The following is a 20,755-nucleotide window of genomic DNA, read 5'->3' on the forward strand; positions in this document are numbered from 1 at the left end:
GACTCAGCGCTCCTTGAGGGACTGCAACCCGGAGAGCCGGTCGATGCTCTCGGCCCGCCACAACTCGTCCATCAGCGCCCGGGCGTCCCAACCGGAACCCGAGAAGTTGCAACAGTCAGCGAACTTGGCCTCGAGCTCCGCCCTCGAGAGTGGCGCGCGGCGGTCGCCCCGCGGGATATCGGTGCGGAACGTGAACTCCCCCGCATCCGTCTCGACAGTCACGACCGAGAAGGCCTGGTCCCACCGCTCTGGTCCCACGGGGGGGACGGCCGCCACCTCCCAGGTCACCGTTTCCACCAGCCGCTGTGCCTCAGGGCGCAGGACGGCCTCGTCGGTAAAGCTTTCGAGGTTGACTTCCCCGTCAAGGAGCGCGGCCGCGATGACGTACTCGATGCTGAACTTCCCCTCCAGCCCGGTGCGCGGTCGGTGGTGGATCAGCGGGTCGAAGCCGCCGGGCTCGAGGACCACGTGGACGCGGCGCACGGCGGAAGGATCGATCCCGTCGCGCTCCCGCAGGTCGAGGGTGGCATCGGCGGTCCGGTGGGTGTTATAGCAGCACGGGTACTTCTTGACATTGATCCCCGCATCCATGAATGCGCCGGTGCCCGAGAGCGCGGTGAACGCGGCCTCAAGGTCGGGGTCCGGCGAGAACATCGAGAAGTAGCCCAGCGGCGACTCTAGGTTGTCGACGTCGGCGGTGAACCCTTCCCTTGCGAGCCGGGCGGCCATGATCCCATCCCGGGCCGCGAGGCCGGGGTGGAGGGGCTTGGTCATCGTCCCGAAGTTCTGACGGCTACCGCCGGCCATCGACGCCGCCAGCCCGATCGCGCACCGGGCGCGTTTCTCGTCGAGCCTCATCAGCCGGCTCACTGCCGCTGCGGCACCGACCACACCGATGGTTGCGGTCGAGTGCCAGCCAGCTCCGTAGTGCGCGCGCACGTCCATCGCCCGGGCCAGTGCGACCTGGACGCCGAAGCCGATGACGAACGCCTCGTGGAGGGCCCGGCCATCGGATCCCTCGTGCTCGGCAGCCGCGAAGATAGCTGGCCACAGCACGACGCTCGGGTGGCCGTAGGTAACGTCGGTGACGTCGTCGAAGTCGAGCGCGTGTCCTGCGGTTCCGTTGAGCAGGGCGGCGACTGCGCCGTCGGTCTTCTGACCCGACGCCCAGATCGTCGCTGGCCCCTCCGGCAGTACGCCTAGGGTCTGCTCGAGAATCCGCACAGGAGGTTCGTTCCGCGCGGCAAGTGCGACACCGATCGTGTCGACCAGTGTGCGCTGGGCGAGCTCGACGACTTCGTCGCTCATCGGTCCCACCTGGCTCAGCGTGTAGGCCGCAACCGCCTGGGTGAACTGGGGTGCTGTGTTCTCAGACATGTTTCTCCGTCGGGTTCAGTGTGGTTTTCACGGCCGTAGCGAAGGCCTGGTGCATCAGTGCCGTGTCAACCGATAGGACGACGAGCCGGACGCCCGCAGCCAACCAGGTGTGTGCGTCCTGAGGTGTGGGCGCGAAGATCGAGGTGGCCTTGCCGGAGTGATTGGCTCTGGCCACGATGTCATTCGCGGCCGCGTGCACCCGAGGGTCGTCAGGGGCGTCCGCCAGACCGAGCGATGCGGCGAGGTCCATGGGGCCGACAAACACGCCATCGAGGTCCCCGACATGCAGGATCTCGTCGAGTCGAGCGTGGGCCTCGCTGCCCTCCACCATCGCAAGCACCGCGACCGAGTGGTTGGCCGAGGAGACGTATCGGTCCTGTGCACCGTACTGCGCGGCACGGACCCAGGGGTGGACTGACCGGTTTCCGTCCGGTGGGAACCGGGAGGCGCGGGCAACCCGTCGTGCTTCCTCGCCGGAGCCGACGTGCGGGACGAGAACGCCGTCCGCTCCGCAGTCGAGCGCCGCCCCAACTGCCTGTTCGTCGTTGCCGGGGACGCGGACGATGGCATAGATGCCGGCGCCGTGCGCCGCTGCCACCAGTGGAGACAGGACATCGACGCCGTATGGCCCGTGCTCACAGTCGAGGATGACGACATCGAATCCCGCCGCCGCCGCCGCCTCGACCACCTCGACGCGCGGCACGATGATGAACAGTCCTAGCAGCTGGTGGCCGGTGCCGTGGATCCGTTCGCGAAGTCCCGAGAGCGTGCTCATGGTGCCTCGACCACGAGCGCATCCAGCACCGCAGTACCCTGCCCCACCGGCATCACCCGGACCGGGTTGAGGTCGATCGCCTCAAGAGCCCCCCCTTCGTCGGCCGCCACCTCCGACAATCGGACGAGCAGTTCGACCAACGCATCGACGTCCGCGGGATCGGAGCCGCGGTAGCCTCTGAGGAGCCGTCCCACCTTCGTCGACGCAACCATCGAACGTGCAACTTCCGCGCTGAGCGGCACGGGAGCCACCGCGACGTCACCGATTAGTTCGGTGAGCACCCCGCCAGCACCCATCACGAGCATGGGCCCGAAGTCGGGGTCCACCGTGAGTCCGAGCATCACGTCCACCCCTGGAGCGACGAAGCGGGATACGAGAACGCCTTCGTACCCTGTGGGATCTAGTGCGCGCCCTCTTCGGTCCAATTCGACGAAGTGCTGGTTGAGCTCCTCCTGGTCCTTCACGTCTAGGACTACCAGCCCATGCTCTGTCTTGTGTGTCAGCCCGGACCCCGCCGCCTTAAGGACCAACGGATAGCCGACCTGCGTGGCGGCCGACCCAGCCGACTCCGGACTGGTGGCGACAACCTCGGGGAGCACCGGTATGCCGCGCCTCGCCAACCATTGCTTGCTGGCGGGCTCGGACAACGGCCGGCCGGTCAGGCCGGACGTGGTTGCCGCGCCGTCCGGCAGGGGTGACGGCGCCGGATGGGCGACGTCCAGCACCGCACGCACGGTGACCACGGCGTCCAGGAGCGAGGCCACGACCGGGACTCCCGCCTTTGCGTACGTCTCCGACTCCAGGCTGCTCATCGGTGCCGGACTCACGACGATAACCGGAAGAAGCGGATGCGCCGCGGCTGTGGCCGCGACTCCCTCGGCGAGGGCTTGACGCCACTTCTGGGTGGGCGTCGGCGTCAGGTAGAACAGCATCATGCCGGCGCCGGGGTCCTCGGCCAGTGCCTGCAGGTTCGCCTCGATGGTCGTCGGGCCGGCGGCACCGACATCGAAGGGATTCATCACCCGGGCGAAGCCAGCCAGCGGAGCCATCGTCTGACGAGTCTGCTCCGCGAGGTCGGCCAGCTCGACCGAGTGGGCACCGAGTGTGTCCGCGAGCAGGATCCCACCGGCTCCCGAGGTGCTGAAGGCGACCACGCCACGCTCGTGCGGCCAGCGGCCGTGGGCAAGCACGGCCGCGGCGAGGGCTAAGGTCTCCAGTGTCGGCACGCTGATGACCCCTTCGGCAGCGAACACGGCTTCGTAGGAGGCCTGCGCCCCGGCGAGTCGCGAAGAATGGGCCTGCGCCGCAGTGGTACCCGACGAGGTGTTTCCGAGCTTCATTGCCACTACCGGTTTGTCGGCGGCGCGCGCCCTCTGCAGCGATCGGCGGAAGCCGGGGCCGTCGGAGACCCCGTCCAGGATGAGCGCGATGACCTCGGTGTCGGGGTCTTCGACGAGGTGGTCAACGTAGTTGGTCAACTCGAGGTCCACCTCGTTGCCGCACGACACGAACACACTGAGTCCGGCTCCGTAGCGCTCCAGCAGCGGCACAAAACCTCCCAGCATGGCGCCGCTGTGTGAGACCAGGGCGACGGATCCGGCTACGAGGCGCTGCGAGTGGGTGTAGTTGTAGCCCAATGGGAGGGGCACGCGGGTCTCGTAGATCCCGTTGCAGTTGGGCCCCACCAGACGGACCCCGGACTCCTGGGCCGCTCGTTCGAGCTCCTCCTGCAGCCGGGAGCCCTCTGGTGTCCCCATCTCCGCGAAACCGCTGACTGCGATCACGGCGACGGGCACGCCCGCCGCGCCCAGCTCGCGGACTGTGTCGGGGCATCCCGCGGCGGGAACCATCACCATGGCTACGTCGACGCCATCCGGGAGGTCGGCGATGTCGCGCAGCGCTGGAACGCCGCCCACCTCGCCACCGCGGCGGTTGACTGGGTAGATGGGGCCGGGGTAGCCGGCAGTGCGCAAGTTGCGCAGTGGCTGTCCGGAGAACTTCTCCAGATCGCTGCTGGCGCCCACGAGCGCGACAGCTCGAGGCTGAAGCAGCCGCGCGACTGCCTCGTTGGCGCCTATCCGGGCAGGCGTTGCGGAGTGGATGGTGTCCCTCATTCCGGCCTCGCCGGACTGGTAATGGGTTCCTTCCAGGGCGACAACGCGCCTGTGTAGGCCGACGGTCCGAGCCTGAAGTGCTGGGCTTCCTCGAGGGTCTCCACGAACGGCATGTCCATCGGGTACAGATCCGTGCCGCGCGGGCGACCCCCAGCCTTGGAGACGTGACCGTACAGCTGGTGCCCAACGACCTGCTCGGCGAGGACGACGGTCTCGATCAGTTCCTCTAGGTCGACCCCGGTGTTAAACCCGAGCTCCTCGAGCAGGTAGATCAGGTCCTCTGTCGGAGTGAGCTGCGCTGCGCGACCGTTGCCGCAGTAGGGGCAACCGGCCATTCCGCCGAGTGAGGAGTCGAGTTGCACGGTATGCCGGTCGTCGAGGATCCGCAGCGCCGAGTACGCCGAGATCGGCGCCGTCCCGCGCGTGTTGTGCAGGTGCAGGTGGAAGGTTCGGATGGACGGCCACCGTCTCAGGATCTCCTGGAGGTCCTCCTCGACCTGGGTGGGGATGTGCCAACCCATCGGGTCCCCCATGAAGACCTTCGTGACCGGGATCCGGGCGTCGAGCCATAGGTCCATCTGCTGCTGAAGCTTCTCCATCCGCTCCTCGTGCGAGATGTCGCCGATCCAGTTTGAGCCCCAGGCCGCGTTCACACCGATCTGTGCCTCGGTCGCGCCGGAGTCGACGGCCTTCTGGATGATGTCAGGCCAGGCATCCATCTCTTGCTCCTGCGAGCGGTTGGTGTTGCGCTGCACGAAGACGTCGCACAGGTGCACGAGGGTGGCGGGCCGGGCGTCGTCTAACGACAAGGGCGGGACGTGCTCGGCGCGCCTCTCGACGCCCTTCGCGTTCAACGCCAAAGCGGTATAGATCACGCCCTCGGCGGGCTCGAACTTGTCGACGATCTCATCGATGTGCGCCATCTGTGGCGTCCACTTCGGGCTGACGAAACTTCCGACCACGATCCGCTTGAGGCCACTGCGGCTCATCGCGTTGAGGAGTCGCACCTTGTCCTGGACGGGGATCCCGGCATCCTCGATCTGAAGCCCCTCGCGCATTCCTTCGTCCACCACGACGACCGCCGGGTAGCCTGCTGGCCCAATCGCGGCGCTTTGCATGGTGGGCACCGCGACCTGAGGGGTTCGTGCCTCGGTCTCGGTGGCCTGCGGCTGTGCCGTATGTGTCATGACTCCTTCTTCCCGCCCTCGGTAGTGGATCGGTCACCGAGGACCTCCTGGTTGTGCTCACCCAACAGCGGCGGCACGCGACGCACGGGCGCGTACTCACCGTCGACCTGGATAGGCAGGTTGACGATCCGGAATCCCTCGATGCGGGGATGCGGCAACTCGGGCAGCGCCCCTATGGCCGCCACCTGTTCGTCGGCGACCACTTGGTCGAGGGTCTGGATCGGCGTGGTCGGAACGCCTGCAGCCGTCAGCTTCGTCACCCAGCTCACACCGTCGGCGCCGCGCAGCGTGGTGGCCAACTCCTGGAAGAGTTCCTCCCGGTGGGCGACGCGGTCGGGGTTCAGCAGGAACCGTGGGTCCCGGGTGAGTTCCTCGCGGTCGATGGCACCGCAGAGCCTTTGCCAGAGGTTCTCGTTGCCGGCGGCGATGATGATCCAGTTGTCCGCAGTCGGGAACGCGGCGTAAGGGTAGATGCCGATCGTCCCGGAGCCGAGCCGGGGCGGGATGACCTCGGCGGCGAAGTAGCCCGCCAGCTGAGCGGGGAGCCACATCAGCGCCGTGTTGAGCAGTGACGTGTGGACGTGCGCTCCCTTGCCGGTGCGCTCCCGGCTGCGCAGCGCGTCGAGCACCGCGATGGCGGTCCACATGCCGGTGCCCTGGTCGAGGATTGACGCCGGGATCCGCGCTGGTGCTCGGCCCTCTTCACCGTTCAGGCTCATCAGCCCGCCGTACGCCTGCATGAGTGGGTCATATGCGGGCGACATCGCCTGCGGACCCTTGAGGCCGTAGCCGCTCATATCGCAGTAGATGAGCCGGGGATTGATCGCCCGCATCTCTTCGTGCCCGAGGCCCAGCTTCGTCAACGAGCCGGGGCGGATGTTCTGCACGAACACGTCGGCCTCGCCGATGAGCTCAATGAATGCCTCCCGGTCCCGTTCCGCCTTGAGGTCAAGCACCACGCTCCGCTTGTTGCGGTTCAGTGCGGTGAACGTGCAGCTTTCGTCCTCGTCCCAGAACGGAGGACCCCACCGTCGCGTGTCGTCGCCGACCTCGGGTCGTTCCACCTTGATCACGTCCGCGCCGAGGTCTCCAAGAATCTGGGTCGCGAACGGCCCGGCGACGCTCATGGTCACGTCGACGACTCGTATTCCTTCCAGTGAGCCGAGCATCAGACGTACGTTCCTTTCTCGAGCACCTTCAGGTCGTGGCTGGGTATCACGCTGCAGTTGAGTTGCTCGATCTTCTTAAAGCTGTCCATGTATGCGTGCAGGTCGGTGAACGCTCCGGACGGGATGTGGCTAAGCCGGTCGTCGCCGGCCCAGTTGACGTGTGTGTCGACGCAGTCGCCGGCGAGCAGGTACCTCGACTCCTCCCCCTGGATGAGGACCCCTTGAGAACCGGGGGTGTGCCCGGGAAGGTGCACCACCGACAGGCCGGGCATGATCTCGGCGTCCCCCCGAACGGTGGTGATTCGGTCCAGCGCCCGGACCCAAGGCGGCAGGATGCCTGGCAACCGCTCGAAGGCGGCAAGGTTCGGCTCCAGCGGGTCGACGGCGTACTTCAACTCTTCGCTCTGCACCACGATTCGGGCGTTCGGGAACATGTCGTTGTTGGAACAATGGTCCCAGTGGAGGTGGGTGTTGATCACGGTGCCAACCTCGGCTGGGTCGACACCTGCACGTTCGAGCACGACGCGCGGCTCCTGCTCGGGGGGCCTGACCAGGTTGTACCCGTGGTACTTGGCGGTGAACTCCGGGTCGCCGGTGCCGGTGTCGACGATGACAGGGTGCTCCCCGCCTGTAACCAGGAACATGATCATCGCTACGTCATGTGTCGTTCCGAATCCGCGTTGGAAGGTGATGGCAGCGGTCGGGAAGTCCTTCAGGGTCCCGACGTGCAAGGCCTGGATTTTCAGTGCCATGGCGTGCTCCTCTCGTCAGTTCGAGTACGGGTCAGGACTTGTCCTCGCCGCCGTCGGCGACGAGGACAGCGCCGTTGACGTAGCTGGCCCGGTCGGAGGCCGCGAACACGATGAGGTTGGCCAGTTCCTGAGCCGTGCCCCACTCGTGGTTGGGCCGGGCGATGTTGCGTCCCCATTCCTTGCGCTTCGCGCGGGCAGCCTCTTCATCGAAATCTTCCTTGGCCATCTCCCGCTCCCACTTGTCGAAGCGCTCGTCGGTGTAGACGTAGCCGGGAACCACGCAGTTGACCCGGATGTTGTGCTCGCCGAGTTCGGTGGCGAGCACCTTGCTAAGCCTGATCTCAGCCGACTTGGCCGGGCCAGTGCACGAGGAGCGAAAGGGCGGTGTCAGGACGCGGATCCCCGACTCCCCCGCAACGTTGATGACGATGCCGTAATGCTGGTCGATCATCATCGGGGCGAATCGCTGGGTGATTCGGAACTGAGCAAAGAAGTTGATGGCCATGCCGTACACCAGTTCCTCGTCGGTCACCTCCAAGAACGGCTTGTAGGTGCCTGTGCCGGCGTTGTTGACAAGCACATCGATCCGTCCATAGCGCTCCTTGACGTAGCGCACCAACTTCTCGATATCGCCGATGTCGGTGACATCGACCGACAGCGTGTCTACCGAGGTTCCCGTGGTGCGCTCGATGTCCTCGGCAGCTCGCGCCAGTGCCTCCTCACGCCGACTGCAGAGTAGGACATGGGCGCCCTCCTCGGCGAGCAGCCGACTCGTCTCCAGGCCGATCCCGGCGCTGCCGCCGGTGACGACCGCGATCTTGTCCTTCAGGTTTAGATCCACGTCTTTCGCTTCCTATTCAGTGTTCGGGTCCGGTCCTGCGTCAGCAGCCACGTCCGGGCTCAGTAGGATTTGGGTAGACCCAGGACGTGCTGTCCGATGTAGGCGAGCACGAGGTTGTTATTCACCGGCGCGACCATGGGGAGCCTGGCCTCGCGGAACTTCCGCTCGATGCCGAACTCCACGGCGAGGCCGTAACCGCCAAACGTATCCATAGCGGCGTTCGCAGCCGCCCAGGTCGCTGTGGACGCAAGCAGCTTCGCCGCGTTCGCCTCGAAGCCGGGGTTGGCTCCAGCATCGAACAGCGAGGCCGCCTTCAAGCGCATCAGGTTGGCAGCCTCCAGGTCCGCGTACGCACGTGCCAGCGGAAAGGCCACGCCCTGATTCGCGCCGATGGGCCGACCAAAAACGACTCGCTCGTTGGCGTACTGGCTGGCGCGGTCGATAAACCAATAGCCATCGCCCAAGCACTCCGAGGCGACGAGGATACGTTCCACGTTTAGTCCCGAGAGGATGTAACGGAAACCCTTGCCTTCCTCACCGATACGGTTCTCCACCGGCACACGGAGGTTGTCGAAGATGAGCTCGTTGGTCTCATGCGCCGTCATCGTGCGGATCGGTTGCACCCGGATCGAGTCGCCGGCCGCCTTGATGTCGACGAGCAGAATCGACAGCCCATCGGTCTTTTTCTCGACATCTTCGTACCGAGTCGTCCGGCACAGCAGCAGGAGGTAGTCGGAGTGTTGGAACCGCGAGGTCCATATCTTTGCGCCGTTTACCACGTACTCGTCGCCGTCGCGCTCCGCGAACGTCCGGATCTTCGTGGTCTCCGAGCCCGCGTCGGCTTCGGTTACACCGAACGCCTGCAGACGAATCTCGTTGGTCGCAATTTTCGGAAGCAGCCGCTTCTTCTGCTCATCGCTACCGTGACGCAGCACGGTACCCATGGTGTACATCTGCGCGTGCGCTGGCACCCCGCTGCCACCGGAGCGGTTGATCGTCTCAAGGATGATTGCTGCGTCCATGACACTTCCCCCGCCACCCCCGTACTCCTCGGGGACCAGCACCGAGAGCCAACCCGCCTCCGCGAGTGCGTCGACGAACTCCTCCGGATACTCAAGCTTCTGGTCGCGTTCGCGCCAGTACTCCTCCGGGAACCGGGAGCACAGATCAGACACGGCGGATTGGATGGCCAGTTGTTCCTCATTGAGCAGGAAGTCCATTGTCTCTCGATCTCTTCTCAGGTGCGATTTCGTGTTGAATGGAAGGCGTGGATGGCCTCATGGACGACCTTCCTGGCAGGGACCGAGTCATCCGCCTGGACGAGCGCGTCGACAAGAGCCGCGCCGGCAGGGCCGTGGAGCGATTCGGAAATCCGGCGCTGCTCGTTGGCATCGCGGAAGAACAGCGTCCGAGGCAGGTCGGCGCTGCGGCAGGTGTGTTCCTGCCCGTGCGCCCTCACCGTCACCACTCCGTCGAGGTAATCGAGCGCCTCGTCGGGGACCACCTCGACGCGCTCGGCGAGCGACACCACGGCCGGGTCGTCTCGACGCTCGTAGTCGTCGAAGTCCAGAGTTCCATGCACCAAGAGCTGAGCGGTAACAAAACGGACACTCGACAGCGCCGATGTCAGGGTCTTGTAAGGGGGTCGGGTCTGCGTGCCCGGGAAGTTGCGGAAGTGTTCGTTCATGCTGACGACCACTTCGTCGACCTTGCCCAGGTCGATCCCGCCCAGGCCCCGCCTGTTCAGCTCAAGAGCGGCGAGCGCGACGGCCATATTGTCACCGAGCGTGGGCAGCGCCTTGTGCCAGACATCAAGAACCATTCCGGCGTGGGGCGGACGCTCCATCGCGACTGGTACCTCTGTCATTCCGGCGGATAGTGAGAGAAAGCCGTGCCGGGAGTCGAGCGCACCAGAGCCCGCTGTCATACCGGCCCTCGCAGCGAGGGCATAGAGAAGGCCGTCTCGGGCGGCCCCCGGGTTGTGCAGCCGCCAGTCCTCGCCGCCTGACCCGACGCTGTGGAGCGATCCCCGGCCAACGAGCAAAGCTCCGCTCACCGCATGAAGAGTTTCCTGCCGGTTGAGGCCTGCCGCGCGGCAGGCCGCCGCACAGGCACCGGCCGGGCCGAAGGTCGGGCTGGGACGTCGCCCCGATTTCATCATGCCGAGGGCCACCTCACCGCCCCCGCCTAACCAGACCGTCATCGCGTACCCGGCGATAAGTCCGTCAACGAGTTCACCGTAGGCGCGGTCAGTCTCGACGGCGGCGCCTACCGCGGCTGGCACCACGAAACTGCCAGGGTGGCTCCAAGAACTCATTTCCGTGTCGTCCTGGAATCGCGCGCATATCGCCGCCGCGTTGGACTGCACTGCGTCCGCCGCTCCAAGGCCGTTTCCGCTATACCAGGCCGCGTGCTCGCCCGCTCCTACTCCCAACTCAAGCAATTCGGTCGCCCCCGGCACGGTGTCCGCCGCAAGGGCGAGCGTGACCGCATCCGCGAGCAGGACCCGAGCCCGCGCGCGGACCTCGCTGTCGTTGTAAGTCTCATCGGCGACGAATGCGGTCGCGTTTTCGAGGAGTTGCTGGTCGTTGGTCACAGGTAATCCTCCGATAGTGCTAGCTCACGGATTTCGGCAACGGCTCCGCTGCGACGCAACGAGCCCGACCGCAGCACGTATCCGCGGCTGGCTAGTTTTAGGGCGGGTCGGGCCATCTGCTCCGAGATGAGGACAGCCATTCCCTGTTCTTGCACCACACGGATAGCGTTGCTCGTTTCGGCGATCGCCACAGGAGAAAGGCCCAGGAAAGGCTCGTCGAGGAGGAGCAACTTGGGACGTGCCGTCAAAGCACGCGCGATAGCCACCATTTGCTGCTGCCCTCCGCTCAGGGTTCCTGCCTTCGCGTTGCGGCGATCGGCGAGCATGGGGAAAGTGTCAAACAGCCACTCCATCGAGGCGGCCCGTTCCTTCGTGCTCATGGTGTATCCACCGGCGAGCATGTTCGCTTCGATCGTCAGGTTCGCGAATACGCGCCGGCCTTCCGGGGAGATCCTGATACCCATCTTCGCGCGCTTCGCGGTCGACGTGGACGTGATGTTCTGCCCTTCAAAGACGAGGCTTCCACCAGCCACCGGAACCATGCCGATTACTGCCTTCATCAGGCTCGACTTGCCAGCCCCGTTGGCACCAACGACGACGACGGTCTCGCCCGAATTCACGTAAATATCTATGCCTCGCAGCGCCTCAATGCCGCCGTACCGCACCGTGAGACCCTCCGACCTCAACAGCTCTGTCGCCTCAGCCATGATTCATCTCTTCCTGCTGGGAGCTGTTCGCGGTCTCTGGCACGTCGTCGTCGTCGACGACTCCGAGGTAGGCGGTGATCACCTCTGGGTTGTTCAGCACTGAGTCGGGCGAGCCGTGGTCCAGAGTCTTTCCGGTGTCCATGACCAGAAGGCGCGGGCAGATACGCCGGACAAGGTCCATATCGTGCTCGACCAGCAGCACCGCCGTACCGCGCTCAACCGTCCAGTCCACGAGTTGATCGATACGGCCGCGCTCGGAGAGTTCCAGACCGGCGGCTGGCTCATCGAGAAGAAGGACGTCCGGACGGATCGCCAAGGGCAGGATCAGGCCGAGAAGCTTCTGCAGGCCGTAGGGCAGGTCGCCCGCTCGGTCCTCAAGCCGTGCGAGGAGCCCGGTAGAGCGTAGGAGGTCCGCGATCTCGTCGTCGGTTGCCCACCGTCTGCTGAAGGATTTCGCCCGCGCCAGGTTTTCGCTCACGGTCGCCCCACGGAAGACGGACGTCTGCTGGTAACTCCTTGCCAGACCCTGTCTGCTCACGCGCTGGGAGGACCAGCCGGTCACGTCCTTACCCAACAAAGCGACTGTGCCAGCGGTTGGGGTCATGGCCCCGGCGATCATGTTGATCATGGTCGTCTTGCCGGCCCCATTGGGACCAATCACACCAAGCACGTCGCCGCGCCGGAGTTCGAATGAGACGTCGTTCACGGCCTTGACTCCGCCGAAACTCTTCGACAGTCCATCGACCGCCAGCACCACGTCGCCTGTCTCGACCACCTGTCGGGGGGAACCGAGAGGCGTGCGGTCATTGGCGCGCTCCCGCGCTGTTGTGACGGTGTCTTCCTTCTCCGCGTTGCGTGGACCTTTCGGACCGTTCGTGCCCTCGTCCAGTCTCGTTGTTTTCGTCCTGCCGAGAATCTTGGCACCCGCACGGCTCAGGTCGCCCACGACTCCGGTGATTCCCCCCCTGGCGAACAGGGTCACAATGATGAGAGCTGCGCCGAGAAACAGTTGGGAAAGCTGGGCCTGGGACGCGAAGGTGTGGACCAACCAGGACAGCAGAAGCGCACCGATGACGGGGCCGAGGAACGATGCACCGCCTATCACAGCTGCTGCTAGGTGGTTGACCGAGCTTAACGGGAGGAAGCTGTCCGGATGGGCGTTGCCGAGCTGATTGATCAGGATTAACCCCGCGAGCCCAGCGACGCCCGAGCCCACGACGAAAGCCAGCGTCTTGTAGATCCAGGGGTTGAGACCCAGACTTGCGGCCAGCGGCTCATTCTCCTCCAGCGCAGCGAAGTGGCGACGCCAGGTGATCGCCACGGCGGCCGCGACCACGAGACCAACGATCGCAACCGCGACAGAGAAGCGCACCAAGGCCCCTCCAGCACCAAATTCGGTGCCACCCACGGTGGCGGGCGGGATCCCGGAGATCCCGCTGCTCCCGCCCAGTGGCCCTTCCGCAATGATGATGATTAGCATCACGACCTGCGCGAGAACAAACGTCACCAGGGCGAAGTACGTTCCGCGTAGCCGAAGGAGAACCACCGCGAGCGGAAGCGCCATGAGTGCGGGTACAGCAAAGCACGCAAGCACCAACACAAACGCGTTCGACGTGTAGTTTGTTGCGACCAACGCAAGGGTGTAACCGCCGATCGCCATAAAGGGCGGCGAGCCAAAGGAGAGGAGATCCACTCTCAAGAGCAACCATACGTGCATGGCCGCGAGCAGCGTGACCAAGACCGTTGGCACGAATGAAAGGAGGAAAGGGTCCGCGGTGAACTTTGGGGTCGCTGCAGCGAGGCCCACGAGTATAATCGCCACTGCAGGCGCGACCATGGCGCGCGCCAGGCCTCGCTTACGTGAGCCGAGGGCGGCCGCGTCTTTGGTAATCGATGTCTCAGGCATTGACCGTCCTATGTCCGAGGATTCCGGTGGGTCGGATTACCAGGAGCACCAGGATTCCGGTGAAGAGAATGAGGGGCGCCCACGATCCTCCGACGTACACGCCCACGAATGACTCGACTAAGCCAACGAGGACGGAGGCGATGACGGCGCCAGGCAGGCTCCCGAGCCCGCCGAGGATGACGGCGAGAAAGGAGATCATCAAGACGTGCTCGCCTACGAAAGGGGCGAGGGAGAACTGTGGCGTCACGAGAGCACCGGTTAACCCTGCTAGGCCGGCCGCGATCGCGAAGGCGAGGGGGAACAGGACCTTAGGGCGCATTCCCATGGCTATCGCCATTTCGCGGTCGTCCGTCAAGGCGCGAAGAGCTCCCCCCATCTGCGTCTTGTATAGCAAAAGGTACACGGCTGCGATGGCGAAGGCCGCCACGACGATCACAAGGATCCGGCCGTACGGGATGTACACGCCCCCTAACTGGAGAGTTCCACTGACGACGGGGGGGAACCTCACCGCCTGCGGCCCGAAGAGGCCAAGCATGGCCGCGCCGCCGATGAGGGACAATCCGAGAGTGAGGACAATCGTGGCCAGGTGATCATCGATACGACGCTCAATGATGAAGAGCTCGAAAAGGTAGCCTATCGCCGCAGTGGCCAAGACTGCCGCCATGACCCCAAAGACATAAGGGAGACCGATCTGCCCGGTGACGAAGTACGCCACGTAACCGCCCACAACGTACAACGCTCCATGCGCAAAGTTAATAACTCTCAGGATGCCGAAGGCCAACGAGAATCCTAGCGCCATCAACGCGTACTGTGCGCCGAGAGTCAGGCCGCCGACCGTGGTTTGGATTATTTCGTTCATCGCTGTTCCTCCTCCTTTCTTTCGACTTTTCGGGCTGGTGTCCGGACAGTGCCGATCCGGGGCGCCCCGCCGCAAGGGCGGCCGGGACCTCCGGGTTGGGTAGCCGTCAGTCGGCCGAAAGTTCGGTGAACGTCGGCTCGGCGCCGTCCTTTATGAGGCCCATGAAGAAGGGCCACGACATCTCCTGGTTGACCCCAAACTGCTCTTCACCCGTCCAGACTCCCTGCCCGAGAGTGGGATCACTGAGGTCGTTCTCGCGCATGACCTCGGCGACTGCTTCGGTGTCGTCAATGGTGCCGGCCTCCTCGATCGACTCAAGAAGGGTCCGCGCACCGGGAATCCAGCCCAGGGAGATACCGGTTGCCTCCATCCCGGTGGCCTCCTTGAAGTCGGGCTTGAGCGCCACGATCTCTTCAGCGTCGTGGTCGACTGGTGCGTAGTAGAAGAAGTCCTGCACGTTCTCTTCACCAGCGACGCGGAGGATCTCGGCGGTGCTCTCACCACCGAGGCGGGCGAAGACGCCGTCGTAGCCTGCCTGCCTCAACTGCTTCATCATCGTGCCGGCATCGACGGCCGGGCTGGACGCGAAGTCGATGACGTCAGGATTGCCACGCATGAGTCGGGCCACGATGGGCGCGAAGTCCTGAGTTCCGCGCTGATACGTTTCCCTAGTGACGTCTATACCCGCTTCGGCGAACTTCTCCTCATTGATGATCGCAATGTCGTCGCCGCTTTCGTCGTTAGTGGCGATGACCTTCGCGGTCTCAAAATCGAAGTGCTTCTTGGCCTCCTCGATGATCGGTCCAGACCAGACAAAGGGGCCGGGACCGAGGTGGAAGACCAATGGGTACTCCTCTTCCAGTGCCTCTCGCCCGAAACCGTTTGCGTCCAGCAGCATGTCGTAACGCGCCGCGACGGGCTTCATACCGGTGAGCTCGGTTGCGCCGAGTGGCCCAACCACGAACTTGATCCCCTGAGAGGCGAACTCGGTGGCCCCTGTCGCTGCCCCGGCACTGGTGTAACCGGTGTCGTAGCTGGACACCTCGACCGTGCAGGTCTGGTCACCGACCTGAAGACCACCGTTCTGGTTGGCCTCCCAGGCGACGAACTTGGTGGCGGCTTCCATGGAGAGTCCGAAGTCGGCGGCGGGCCCAGTCAGGGGACCGAGTGTCCCCAGCGTGAGGACGCAGTCGCCGCTACCGCCACCGCCACCGGATGACTCGCTCTCCGCGTCCGCCCCGCATGCAGCGAGCGTCAGGATGAGCGACCCTGCCAGGAGCAGGGTCCCTCCTTTTTGTGATGTGTGCATCGAGTCCTCCTAGGACTACATGGTGTGAATAGTGATATGAGTGGACCTCGCGGCCCGAGAGTGCGCGACGATCAACGCCCCGCCCACTGCGGTTGGCGTTTCTCGATGAAGGCGCGTATACCCTCCTCGCGATCCTCGCTGAGGTAGGGATTCGGTCCTGCATTTAACCGCAGCGCCTGGTGAACCGAGAGCTCCCAACCCTTGGTGGTCATCTCCTTGTATCGCCGGAGCGTGAGGGGCGCATTCGCGACGATCCCGCGGACGAATGTCTCACTCGCCTCCCGGAGCGACTCACCAGGGACGACCTTGTTGAACAGACCCCACCGCTCCGCCTGCTCCGCCGACAGTGGGTCGCCGGTGTACAGCATCTCCAGTGCGATGGCTCGGGGGACCAGTCGAGGCAGGAGGACGGTGGCGTAGTTGGCGCCCATTCCTCGCTTAGCCTCGGGCATTCCGAGCGTCGCGTGGTCCGCCGCGATACGTAGGTCGCATGCAAGCGCCAGCTCGCACCCCCCGGCCAGCACCGGGCCGTTGATGGCCGCGATGACGGGCTTGTAGGTCTCGAGGACGACCTCGAAGAGGTTTCGCTCTGGCCCGGTCATGGGCATGGGGAACCGGGTGCCCTGGCGGGCCAGCTCGTCGAACTCCTTGAGGTCCCCGCCTGCACAGAAGGCCTTGTCGCCGGCGCCGGTGAGCAGCACCGCCCACACGTCTGGGTCCTCCCCCGCCTCACAGAATCGCCGGATGAGTTCGCTCGTCGCCGAGAGGTTCAGTGCGTTTCTGCGTGAGGGTCTGTTGATGGTCACGTACGCGACGTGGTCTCTGACCTGGTATAGGACTTCCTGTTCCACGTAAGGACCTCTCTTGTTGCCGCCGTTGGCCGGTGGAAGCTCATGTGTCCGGGTGTGGTGCCAGGCACGGGGTTTCCTCGGGTAACTTTGGCGAGCGGCGACGGGCGTTCCAAGAGAAGTTCCGCATATCGGAACAATACGAGTGATCCGTGTCGGTTCGCTGCTTTAATGGACTCTCACGCGATTACTTTGACGACAGGGGGTCCGAGATGCGGAACACCACGAGGAACGACTCCTCACTTCTGAGGGGGTTGACCATCCTCGACACCTTCGGCCCGGACGACCGGGAGCTATCACTCACTCAGGTCGCGCAGCGCGCCAGCCTGCCGAAATCCACCGCGCATCGGCTGGTATCCGACCTGGTCACCTGGGGTGGACTCGAGCGCACAGAAGGAGGGCTCAGACTGGGCATGAGGGTCTTCGAACTCGGCCGCTCAGTGCCGGTGCAACGAGACCTCGGCAACGTGGCCATGCCCTTCCTTCGCGACCTGTACGACATCACCGGCAAGACCGTGAACCTGGCCGTGCTCGACAAGGGCGAGATCGTCTACGTCGAGAAGCTCGAGGCCTCCGGGTCACCCACTGCTACCCGGCCGGGGGGCCGTCTCCCGCTCCACTGCACTGCGCTGGGGAAAGCCATGCTGGCCTTCTCCCCACCATGTGTCAGTGACGAGACGATCCGGGCCGGTCTGAACAGCGTCACCGAGCGCAGCATCACGAGCGTGGCTGTGTTCCGCCGTGAGCTCGCTGCGGTGCGCACCAGCCGCCTCGCTTTCGACCGCGAGGAACTCGTGCCCGGTCTGTTCTGCATCGCAACTCCAATCTTCGACGGCGAAGGGATCCTCGCCGGCGCAATCTCGGTGTCCAGCCTCGGGTCCATCCTCGGCGCGGAGAAACTCGGCCCAGCCCTGTTGACGATCGCGATGGCACTATCGCGAGAGCTAGGGGCATCCTCAGGTCACGATCGACCCAGACCACCCAAGACACTGCCGCGACGTGAGGCGTACGTTGTCTGAACTCATCCGGGGACTGATCCCCGTAGCACCGACGGTATTCCTGCCGAGCGAAGAGTTGGACCTCCCTGGGCAGCGCCGGGTTGTCGACTTCGTCGTCGACTCAGGCAGCGCTGGTATCTGTGTCCTAGCCAACTACTCGGAGCAGTTCTCGATCACTGACGATGAGCGGCGCCAGATCACGGAGGCGACCGTCGACCAAGCCGCTGGCCGGATCGAAGTCATGGTCACCACAAGCCATTACAGCGCTCGCGTGGCCGCCCAACGGAGTAGGGAGGCTCAAGACATGGGAGCGAGCATGGTGATGCTCATGCCCCCCTTCTTCGGAAAGACAATCAGCGCGACCCCTACGGATGTTGCGGACTTCTTCCGACGGGTCGCCGATGAGGTTGACATCCCGATTATGCTCCAGGACGCTCCGATGAGTGCGACGCCCATGTCCGTCGATCAGATCGCGCAGTTGGCACGAGAGATCCCGCACTTCAAGTACGCCAAGATGGAGACCGCTCGCGCCGCGGAAAAGATCCGCGCGCTGCAGGCCGCTGCGGGCGACGACATGCCAGGGCTGTACGACGGGGAAGAAGGTGTCACACTTATTCCCGACCTGGACGCCGGGGCTGTGGGCAGCATGTCGAGTTGCTTGGTGCCTGATCTGCTTTCCGCAGTCGTGCGCGACTACCTTAAAGGTGACCGGGAAGCGGCCTCCAAACGTTGGGAGGAGGTCCTGCCCCTGATTCACTTCGAAAACAGGCATTGCCACCTGCTCGCTGCCAAGGTGCTGTTGGAGGAGGGCGGCGTCATATCCAACGCCACCGCCCGTGCACCGTTCGGGCGACTCGATGCTGAAACGCGACGAGCGCTAATCGAACTCGCACGACGTCGTGATCCGCTAGTTCTTCGGTGGGCTGCCTGAGCACGCCTACCACTATCCACCCACCGCAGTGCCCCGAACCGTAGGAGTCCGCGTGGCGAAACTAAACATCGGCATCTACTTGAATTCCCAGAATCCCGAGACTGACGACGCTCGCGCGCGTCTAGAGGGCCTGGTCAAACAGGTGAAGCTCGCCGAGTCCCATGGATTCGACTCGATCTGGGCCGGTGAGCATCACCTGACTCCAGGCTTTCATTTCTTCCCCCAATTGCCACTTCTCGCACATCTTGCTGCTTACACGGGTGACATGACGTTGGGCACCAACCTACTGCTCTTACCTTTGCATCGCCCTGTCGAGGTAGCCGAGCAGGTTGCTCTGATCGACATCGCCACGCGCGGTCGGTTCATTCTAGCCGTTGGCCAAGGGTACCGCCGGGAAGAGTTCGCGGCATTAGGCGTGCCCTTTGAGGAGAGGTTACCTCGCATGGTGGAGAGCATCGAGGTTATTCGGCGGTTGTGGACGGAGAGAAATGTGGATCACGAGAGTTCCTCGTTCTCCCTTAAGGGTGCGACCCTGAGACCAAGTCCGTACAATCCTTCAGGCCCACCGATCTGGATAGGCGCCACAACTGACCGTGCGATTCGCCGTGCAGCCGAGATTGGGGACGGCTTCATGGCCACCCCGAACGCGGACAACAACGAGGTCTCCCGCCAAGTGCAGCTCTTTGCCCGATCAGGGCCACAGCGCCGTGTTCAGGGTAAGCCGGCAGTTGGACGCATGCTGGAGGTGTACTGCCATGAGGACGCTGATGAGGCTCGGCGACGGGCAGCGCCCCACTTGCTCACGAAGTATGCCTCGTACGCGAAATGGGGGCTGACCGGAAGTGCTGGCGAAGCAGCCCGTGCTGCTGGAACCATTGAGGACCAGAACGACTTCACCGGCCTCGCCGAGGACCGCTTCGTCATCGGCAAGCCCGACGACGTAGTCGCTGGTCTGCTCGAACAGCACCGGAAAGTGGGCGTAACTCACTTGGCAATGCGCCTTGCGTGGCCCGGCTCCAAGCAGTCGGACGCCATGGAGTGTATCGACCTGCTGGGGGCGGAAGTGCTGCCCCGAGTCCGAACAGAGCTTAGCTGACCTTCCGTGCACGGACCTTAGCACCTCTCATGGCTCACCAAGCGTCTAGATGGGATCGTAAATGCAACGCGTGCGCTTCGACGGGTTCGGCGGTAACGACGTCGTGCGCCTTGAGAGCTTAGAGGACCCTCGGCCGGGCGATGAGCAGGTCCTGATCGCTGCTCCATATGCCGGTGTGAACCCGCTCGACGTTCTTCAGCGCAACGGGCAGTACCCAGTGCCACACGGGGCGTCACCCGAACTACCCGGCGTAGAGGTCGGCGGTACCATCGTCGCCATCGGAGGGAGGGTTACCAGGTGGCGACCGGGCGACCGTGTCATGGGACTAGTGACAGAGGGAGGGCTGGCTAGTCGCGTCCTCGCGCACCAGGACCACCTACTCGCCGTACCCGATGACGTATCCGACCTCGCCGCGGCCACTCTTCCGGAAGCCGTTATCACAGCCTTTGACGCGCTGTGGCGGGGACGGACCCGCACCAAGGACGTAGTTTTGGTGCGTGGCGTAAACGGCGGCGTCGGCATAGCTTCGTATCGAATTGCAGAATCAATGGGCGCTATGACATTCGGCATCGTACGCTCCAGTAACACTAAACAAATTCTCCGAACGTACGGGATAACGGCCTGCCTGGAGGACGAATGTTCGGATGCACTAGTCGAGTTCGGTGGTGCTTCCGTCATCGTTGACCTCGTCGGTGGCGAGTACATCGACGACGACCTGCGACTCCTTGCCCCTGGCGGTCGAATCGTCGCCGTGAGCATCGCCGCCGGCGCGCATGCGAAGGTCCCTCTCGACCTTCTAATGAGCAAGCGAGCTGACCTCATGGGGACTGTACTGAGGCCGCGGTCGATATCTGAAAAGGCCAAACTGATAATGGAGGTGGAGAGGAGTGTCGGGCCCTTGATCCGGAGCGGTGCGTTGACGCTGCCAGTGGAGCAGGTGTTCCCGGCCGGGCGCGTTGCGGATGCATTCGACCACCTACAACTCCCAGGGAAGGTTGGCAAGGTCGTTCTGGAATTTTCAGCCGGCTGAACGGGAAGGGGCTTCTGGTGGAAGGAGACACTGGTCCGTGGCGCTCGTCAAACGACTGCAGAAAAGTCGGGACTGTCAAGTCCAGATCCACGTCGACTCGCCCAGTCCTACGGCGAAGCGGCACTTGCGTGAGCGCGGACAACGGGGAGTGCCCCAAGTCCTGGCATGCGTGCGCACGCAGGTCAAGACGGAAGGGACGGCGACCGCTGACATTCCAGGATGCCCTTTTGGTGTAACCGGCGGCGCGTCATGCCGCTTGT

The 20,755-nt window shown here is 64.3% G+C and carries 18 protein-coding genes and 1 pseudogene; 5 read left to right on the plus strand and 14 right to left on the minus strand.

What is annotated here, in order from left to right:
- Positions 1-3 precede the first annotated feature (3 nt).
- The 14 genes from DPQ65_RS02665 to DPQ65_RS02730 all read right to left on the minus strand — a co-directional run bounded on the left by DPQ65_RS02665 (position 4) and on the right by DPQ65_RS02730 (position 16,443).
- Positions 4-1,377: an MmgE/PrpD family protein gene (locus DPQ65_RS02665; RefSeq protein WP_114905843.1), complete on the minus strand. Its 1,374-nt coding sequence runs from the start codon at positions 1,375-1,377 to the stop codon at positions 4-6.
- Positions 1,370-2,152 carry an HpcH/HpaI aldolase family protein gene (locus DPQ65_RS02670; protein ID WP_114905844.1) on the minus strand — a complete coding sequence of 261 codons (783 nt, stop codon included), beginning with the start codon at positions 2,150-2,152 and terminating at the stop codon, positions 1,370-1,372. The genes DPQ65_RS02665 and DPQ65_RS02670 overlap by 8 nt, the downstream gene beginning before the upstream one ends.
- Positions 2,149-4,266 (minus strand): acetate--CoA ligase family protein, encoded by a 2,118-nt coding sequence (locus DPQ65_RS02675; protein WP_114905845.1) that lies wholly within the window; start codon positions 4,264-4,266, stop codon positions 2,149-2,151. The genes DPQ65_RS02670 and DPQ65_RS02675 overlap by 4 nt, the downstream gene beginning before the upstream one ends.
- Positions 4,263-5,453 (minus strand): beta/alpha barrel domain-containing protein, encoded by a 1,191-nt coding sequence (locus tag DPQ65_RS02680; RefSeq protein ID WP_238146639.1) that lies wholly within the window; start codon positions 5,451-5,453, stop codon positions 4,263-4,265. Before DPQ65_RS02680 ends, DPQ65_RS02675 begins: the two co-directional genes overlap by 4 nt.
- Entirely contained in the window at positions 5,450-6,622 is a 1,173-nt protein-coding gene (locus DPQ65_RS02685) for a CaiB/BaiF CoA transferase family protein (RefSeq protein ID WP_114905846.1), read from the minus strand. Before DPQ65_RS02685 ends, DPQ65_RS02680 begins: the two co-directional genes overlap by 4 nt.
- Positions 6,622-7,374 (minus strand): N-acyl homoserine lactonase family protein, encoded by a 753-nt coding sequence (locus tag DPQ65_RS02690; RefSeq protein ID WP_114905847.1) that lies wholly within the window; start codon positions 7,372-7,374, stop codon positions 6,622-6,624. Before DPQ65_RS02690 ends, DPQ65_RS02685 begins: the two co-directional genes overlap by 1 nt.
- Positions 7,375-7,405: 31 nt before the next feature.
- A complete protein-coding gene (locus DPQ65_RS02695) occupies positions 7,406-8,215 on the minus strand; it encodes an SDR family NAD(P)-dependent oxidoreductase (RefSeq protein WP_114905848.1) in 810 nt (269 codons plus the stop codon).
- Between the two features lie 59 nt (positions 8,216-8,274).
- Positions 8,275-9,435: an acyl-CoA dehydrogenase family protein gene (locus tag DPQ65_RS02700; RefSeq protein ID WP_114905849.1), complete on the minus strand. Its 1,161-nt coding sequence runs from the start codon at positions 9,433-9,435 to the stop codon at positions 8,275-8,277.
- Between the two features lie 17 nt (positions 9,436-9,452).
- Positions 9,453-10,811 (minus strand): MmgE/PrpD family protein, encoded by a 1,359-nt coding sequence (locus DPQ65_RS02705; RefSeq protein ID WP_162801975.1) that lies wholly within the window; start codon positions 10,809-10,811, stop codon positions 9,453-9,455.
- Positions 10,808-11,518, minus strand: coding sequence for an ABC transporter ATP-binding protein (locus tag DPQ65_RS02710; protein WP_114905851.1), 711 nt, complete (start codon positions 11,516-11,518; stop codon positions 10,808-10,810). The genes DPQ65_RS02705 and DPQ65_RS02710 overlap by 4 nt, the downstream gene beginning before the upstream one ends.
- Complete coding sequence (locus DPQ65_RS02715) at positions 11,511-13,424, minus strand: branched-chain amino acid ABC transporter ATP-binding protein/permease (RefSeq protein ID WP_114905852.1); 1,914 nt, start codon at positions 13,422-13,424, stop codon at positions 11,511-11,513. The genes DPQ65_RS02710 and DPQ65_RS02715 overlap by 8 nt, the downstream gene beginning before the upstream one ends.
- Positions 13,417-14,283: a branched-chain amino acid ABC transporter permease gene (locus DPQ65_RS02720; protein WP_114905853.1), complete on the minus strand. Its 867-nt coding sequence runs from the start codon at positions 14,281-14,283 to the stop codon at positions 13,417-13,419. The genes DPQ65_RS02715 and DPQ65_RS02720 overlap by 8 nt, the downstream gene beginning before the upstream one ends.
- Positions 14,284-14,389: 106 nt before the next feature.
- Positions 14,390-15,592: an ABC transporter substrate-binding protein gene (locus DPQ65_RS02725; RefSeq protein WP_114905854.1), complete on the minus strand. Its 1,203-nt coding sequence runs from the start codon at positions 15,590-15,592 to the stop codon at positions 14,390-14,392.
- Between the two features lie 71 nt (positions 15,593-15,663).
- On the minus strand, positions 15,664-16,443 hold the full coding sequence (locus DPQ65_RS02730) for an enoyl-CoA hydratase/isomerase family protein (RefSeq protein WP_114905855.1): 780 nt from the start codon (positions 16,441-16,443) through the stop codon (positions 15,664-15,666).
- 209 nt (positions 16,444-16,652) lie between these two features.
- Between DPQ65_RS02730 and DPQ65_RS16430 the strand changes: the two are divergent.
- The 5 genes and pseudogenes from DPQ65_RS16430 to DPQ65_RS02750 form a co-directional block, all read left to right on the plus strand.
- Positions 16,653-16,817: pseudogene (locus DPQ65_RS16430) on the plus strand (helix-turn-helix domain-containing protein); the annotation flags it as partial.
- Positions 16,818-16,853: 36 nt separating this feature from the next.
- A complete protein-coding gene (locus tag DPQ65_RS02735) occupies positions 16,854-17,459 on the plus strand; it encodes an IclR family transcriptional regulator (protein WP_238146641.1) in 606 nt (201 codons plus the stop codon).
- Positions 17,452-18,369 carry a dihydrodipicolinate synthase family protein gene (locus DPQ65_RS02740; protein WP_114905870.1) on the plus strand — a complete coding sequence of 306 codons (918 nt, stop codon included), beginning with the start codon at positions 17,452-17,454 and terminating at the stop codon, positions 18,367-18,369. The genes DPQ65_RS02735 and DPQ65_RS02740 overlap by 8 nt, the downstream gene beginning before the upstream one ends.
- Before the next feature lie 52 nt (positions 18,370-18,421).
- Positions 18,422-19,465 carry an LLM class flavin-dependent oxidoreductase gene (locus DPQ65_RS02745; protein WP_162801977.1) on the plus strand — a complete coding sequence of 348 codons (1,044 nt, stop codon included), beginning with the start codon at positions 18,422-18,424 and terminating at the stop codon, positions 19,463-19,465.
- A gap of 61 nt (positions 19,466-19,526) precedes the next feature.
- Positions 19,527-20,495, plus strand: a complete 969-nt coding sequence (locus DPQ65_RS02750; RefSeq protein ID WP_114905858.1) for a zinc-binding dehydrogenase — start codon at positions 19,527-19,529, stop codon at positions 20,493-20,495.
- The last annotated feature ends 260 nt before the right edge of the window (positions 20,496-20,755 follow it).

The sequence above is a fragment of the Ornithinimicrobium murale genome, from assembly GCF_003352835.1.
Lineage (GTDB): Bacteria > Actinomycetota > Actinomycetes > Actinomycetales > Dermatophilaceae > Ornithinicoccus > Ornithinicoccus muralis.

Coding starts and splice junctions, on each gene's coding strand:
- DPQ65_RS02735 (WP_238146641.1), top strand. CDS start 16,854: ATGAGGGTCTTCGAACTCGGCCGCTCAGTGCCGGTGCAACGAGACCTC.
- DPQ65_RS02670 (WP_114905844.1), bottom strand. CDS start 2,152: ATGAGCACGCTCTCGGGACTTCGCGAACGGATCCACGGCACCGGCCAC.
- DPQ65_RS02715 (WP_114905852.1), bottom strand. CDS start 13,424: ATGCCTGAGACATCGATTACCAAAGACGCGGCCGCCCTCGGCTCACGT.
- DPQ65_RS02720 (WP_114905853.1), bottom strand. CDS start 14,283: ATGAACGAAATAATCCAAACCACGGTCGGCGGCCTGACTCTCGGCGCA.
- DPQ65_RS02690 (WP_114905847.1), bottom strand. CDS start 7,374: ATGGCACTGAAAATCCAGGCCTTGCACGTCGGGACCCTGAAGGACTTC.
- DPQ65_RS02700 (WP_114905849.1), bottom strand. CDS start 9,435: ATGGACTTCCTGCTCAATGAGGAACAACTGGCCATCCAATCCGCCGTG.
- DPQ65_RS02680 (WP_238146639.1), bottom strand. CDS start 5,453: ATGACACATACGGCACAGCCGCAGGCCACCGAGACCGAGGCACGAACC.
- DPQ65_RS02750 (WP_114905858.1), top strand. CDS start 19,527: ATGCAACGCGTGCGCTTCGACGGGTTCGGCGGTAACGACGTCGTGCGC.
- DPQ65_RS02725 (WP_114905854.1), bottom strand. CDS start 15,592: ATGCACACATCACAAAAAGGAGGGACCCTGCTCCTGGCAGGGTCGCTC.
- DPQ65_RS02665 (WP_114905843.1), bottom strand. CDS start 1,377: ATGTCTGAGAACACAGCACCCCAGTTCACCCAGGCGGTTGCGGCCTAC.
- DPQ65_RS02685 (WP_114905846.1), bottom strand. CDS start 6,622: ATGCTCGGCTCACTGGAAGGAATACGAGTCGTCGACGTGACCATGAGC.
- DPQ65_RS02675 (WP_114905845.1), bottom strand. CDS start 4,266: ATGAGGGACACCATCCACTCCGCAACGCCTGCCCGGATAGGCGCCAAC.
- DPQ65_RS02710 (WP_114905851.1), bottom strand. CDS start 11,518: ATGGCTGAGGCGACAGAGCTGTTGAGGTCGGAGGGTCTCACGGTGCGG.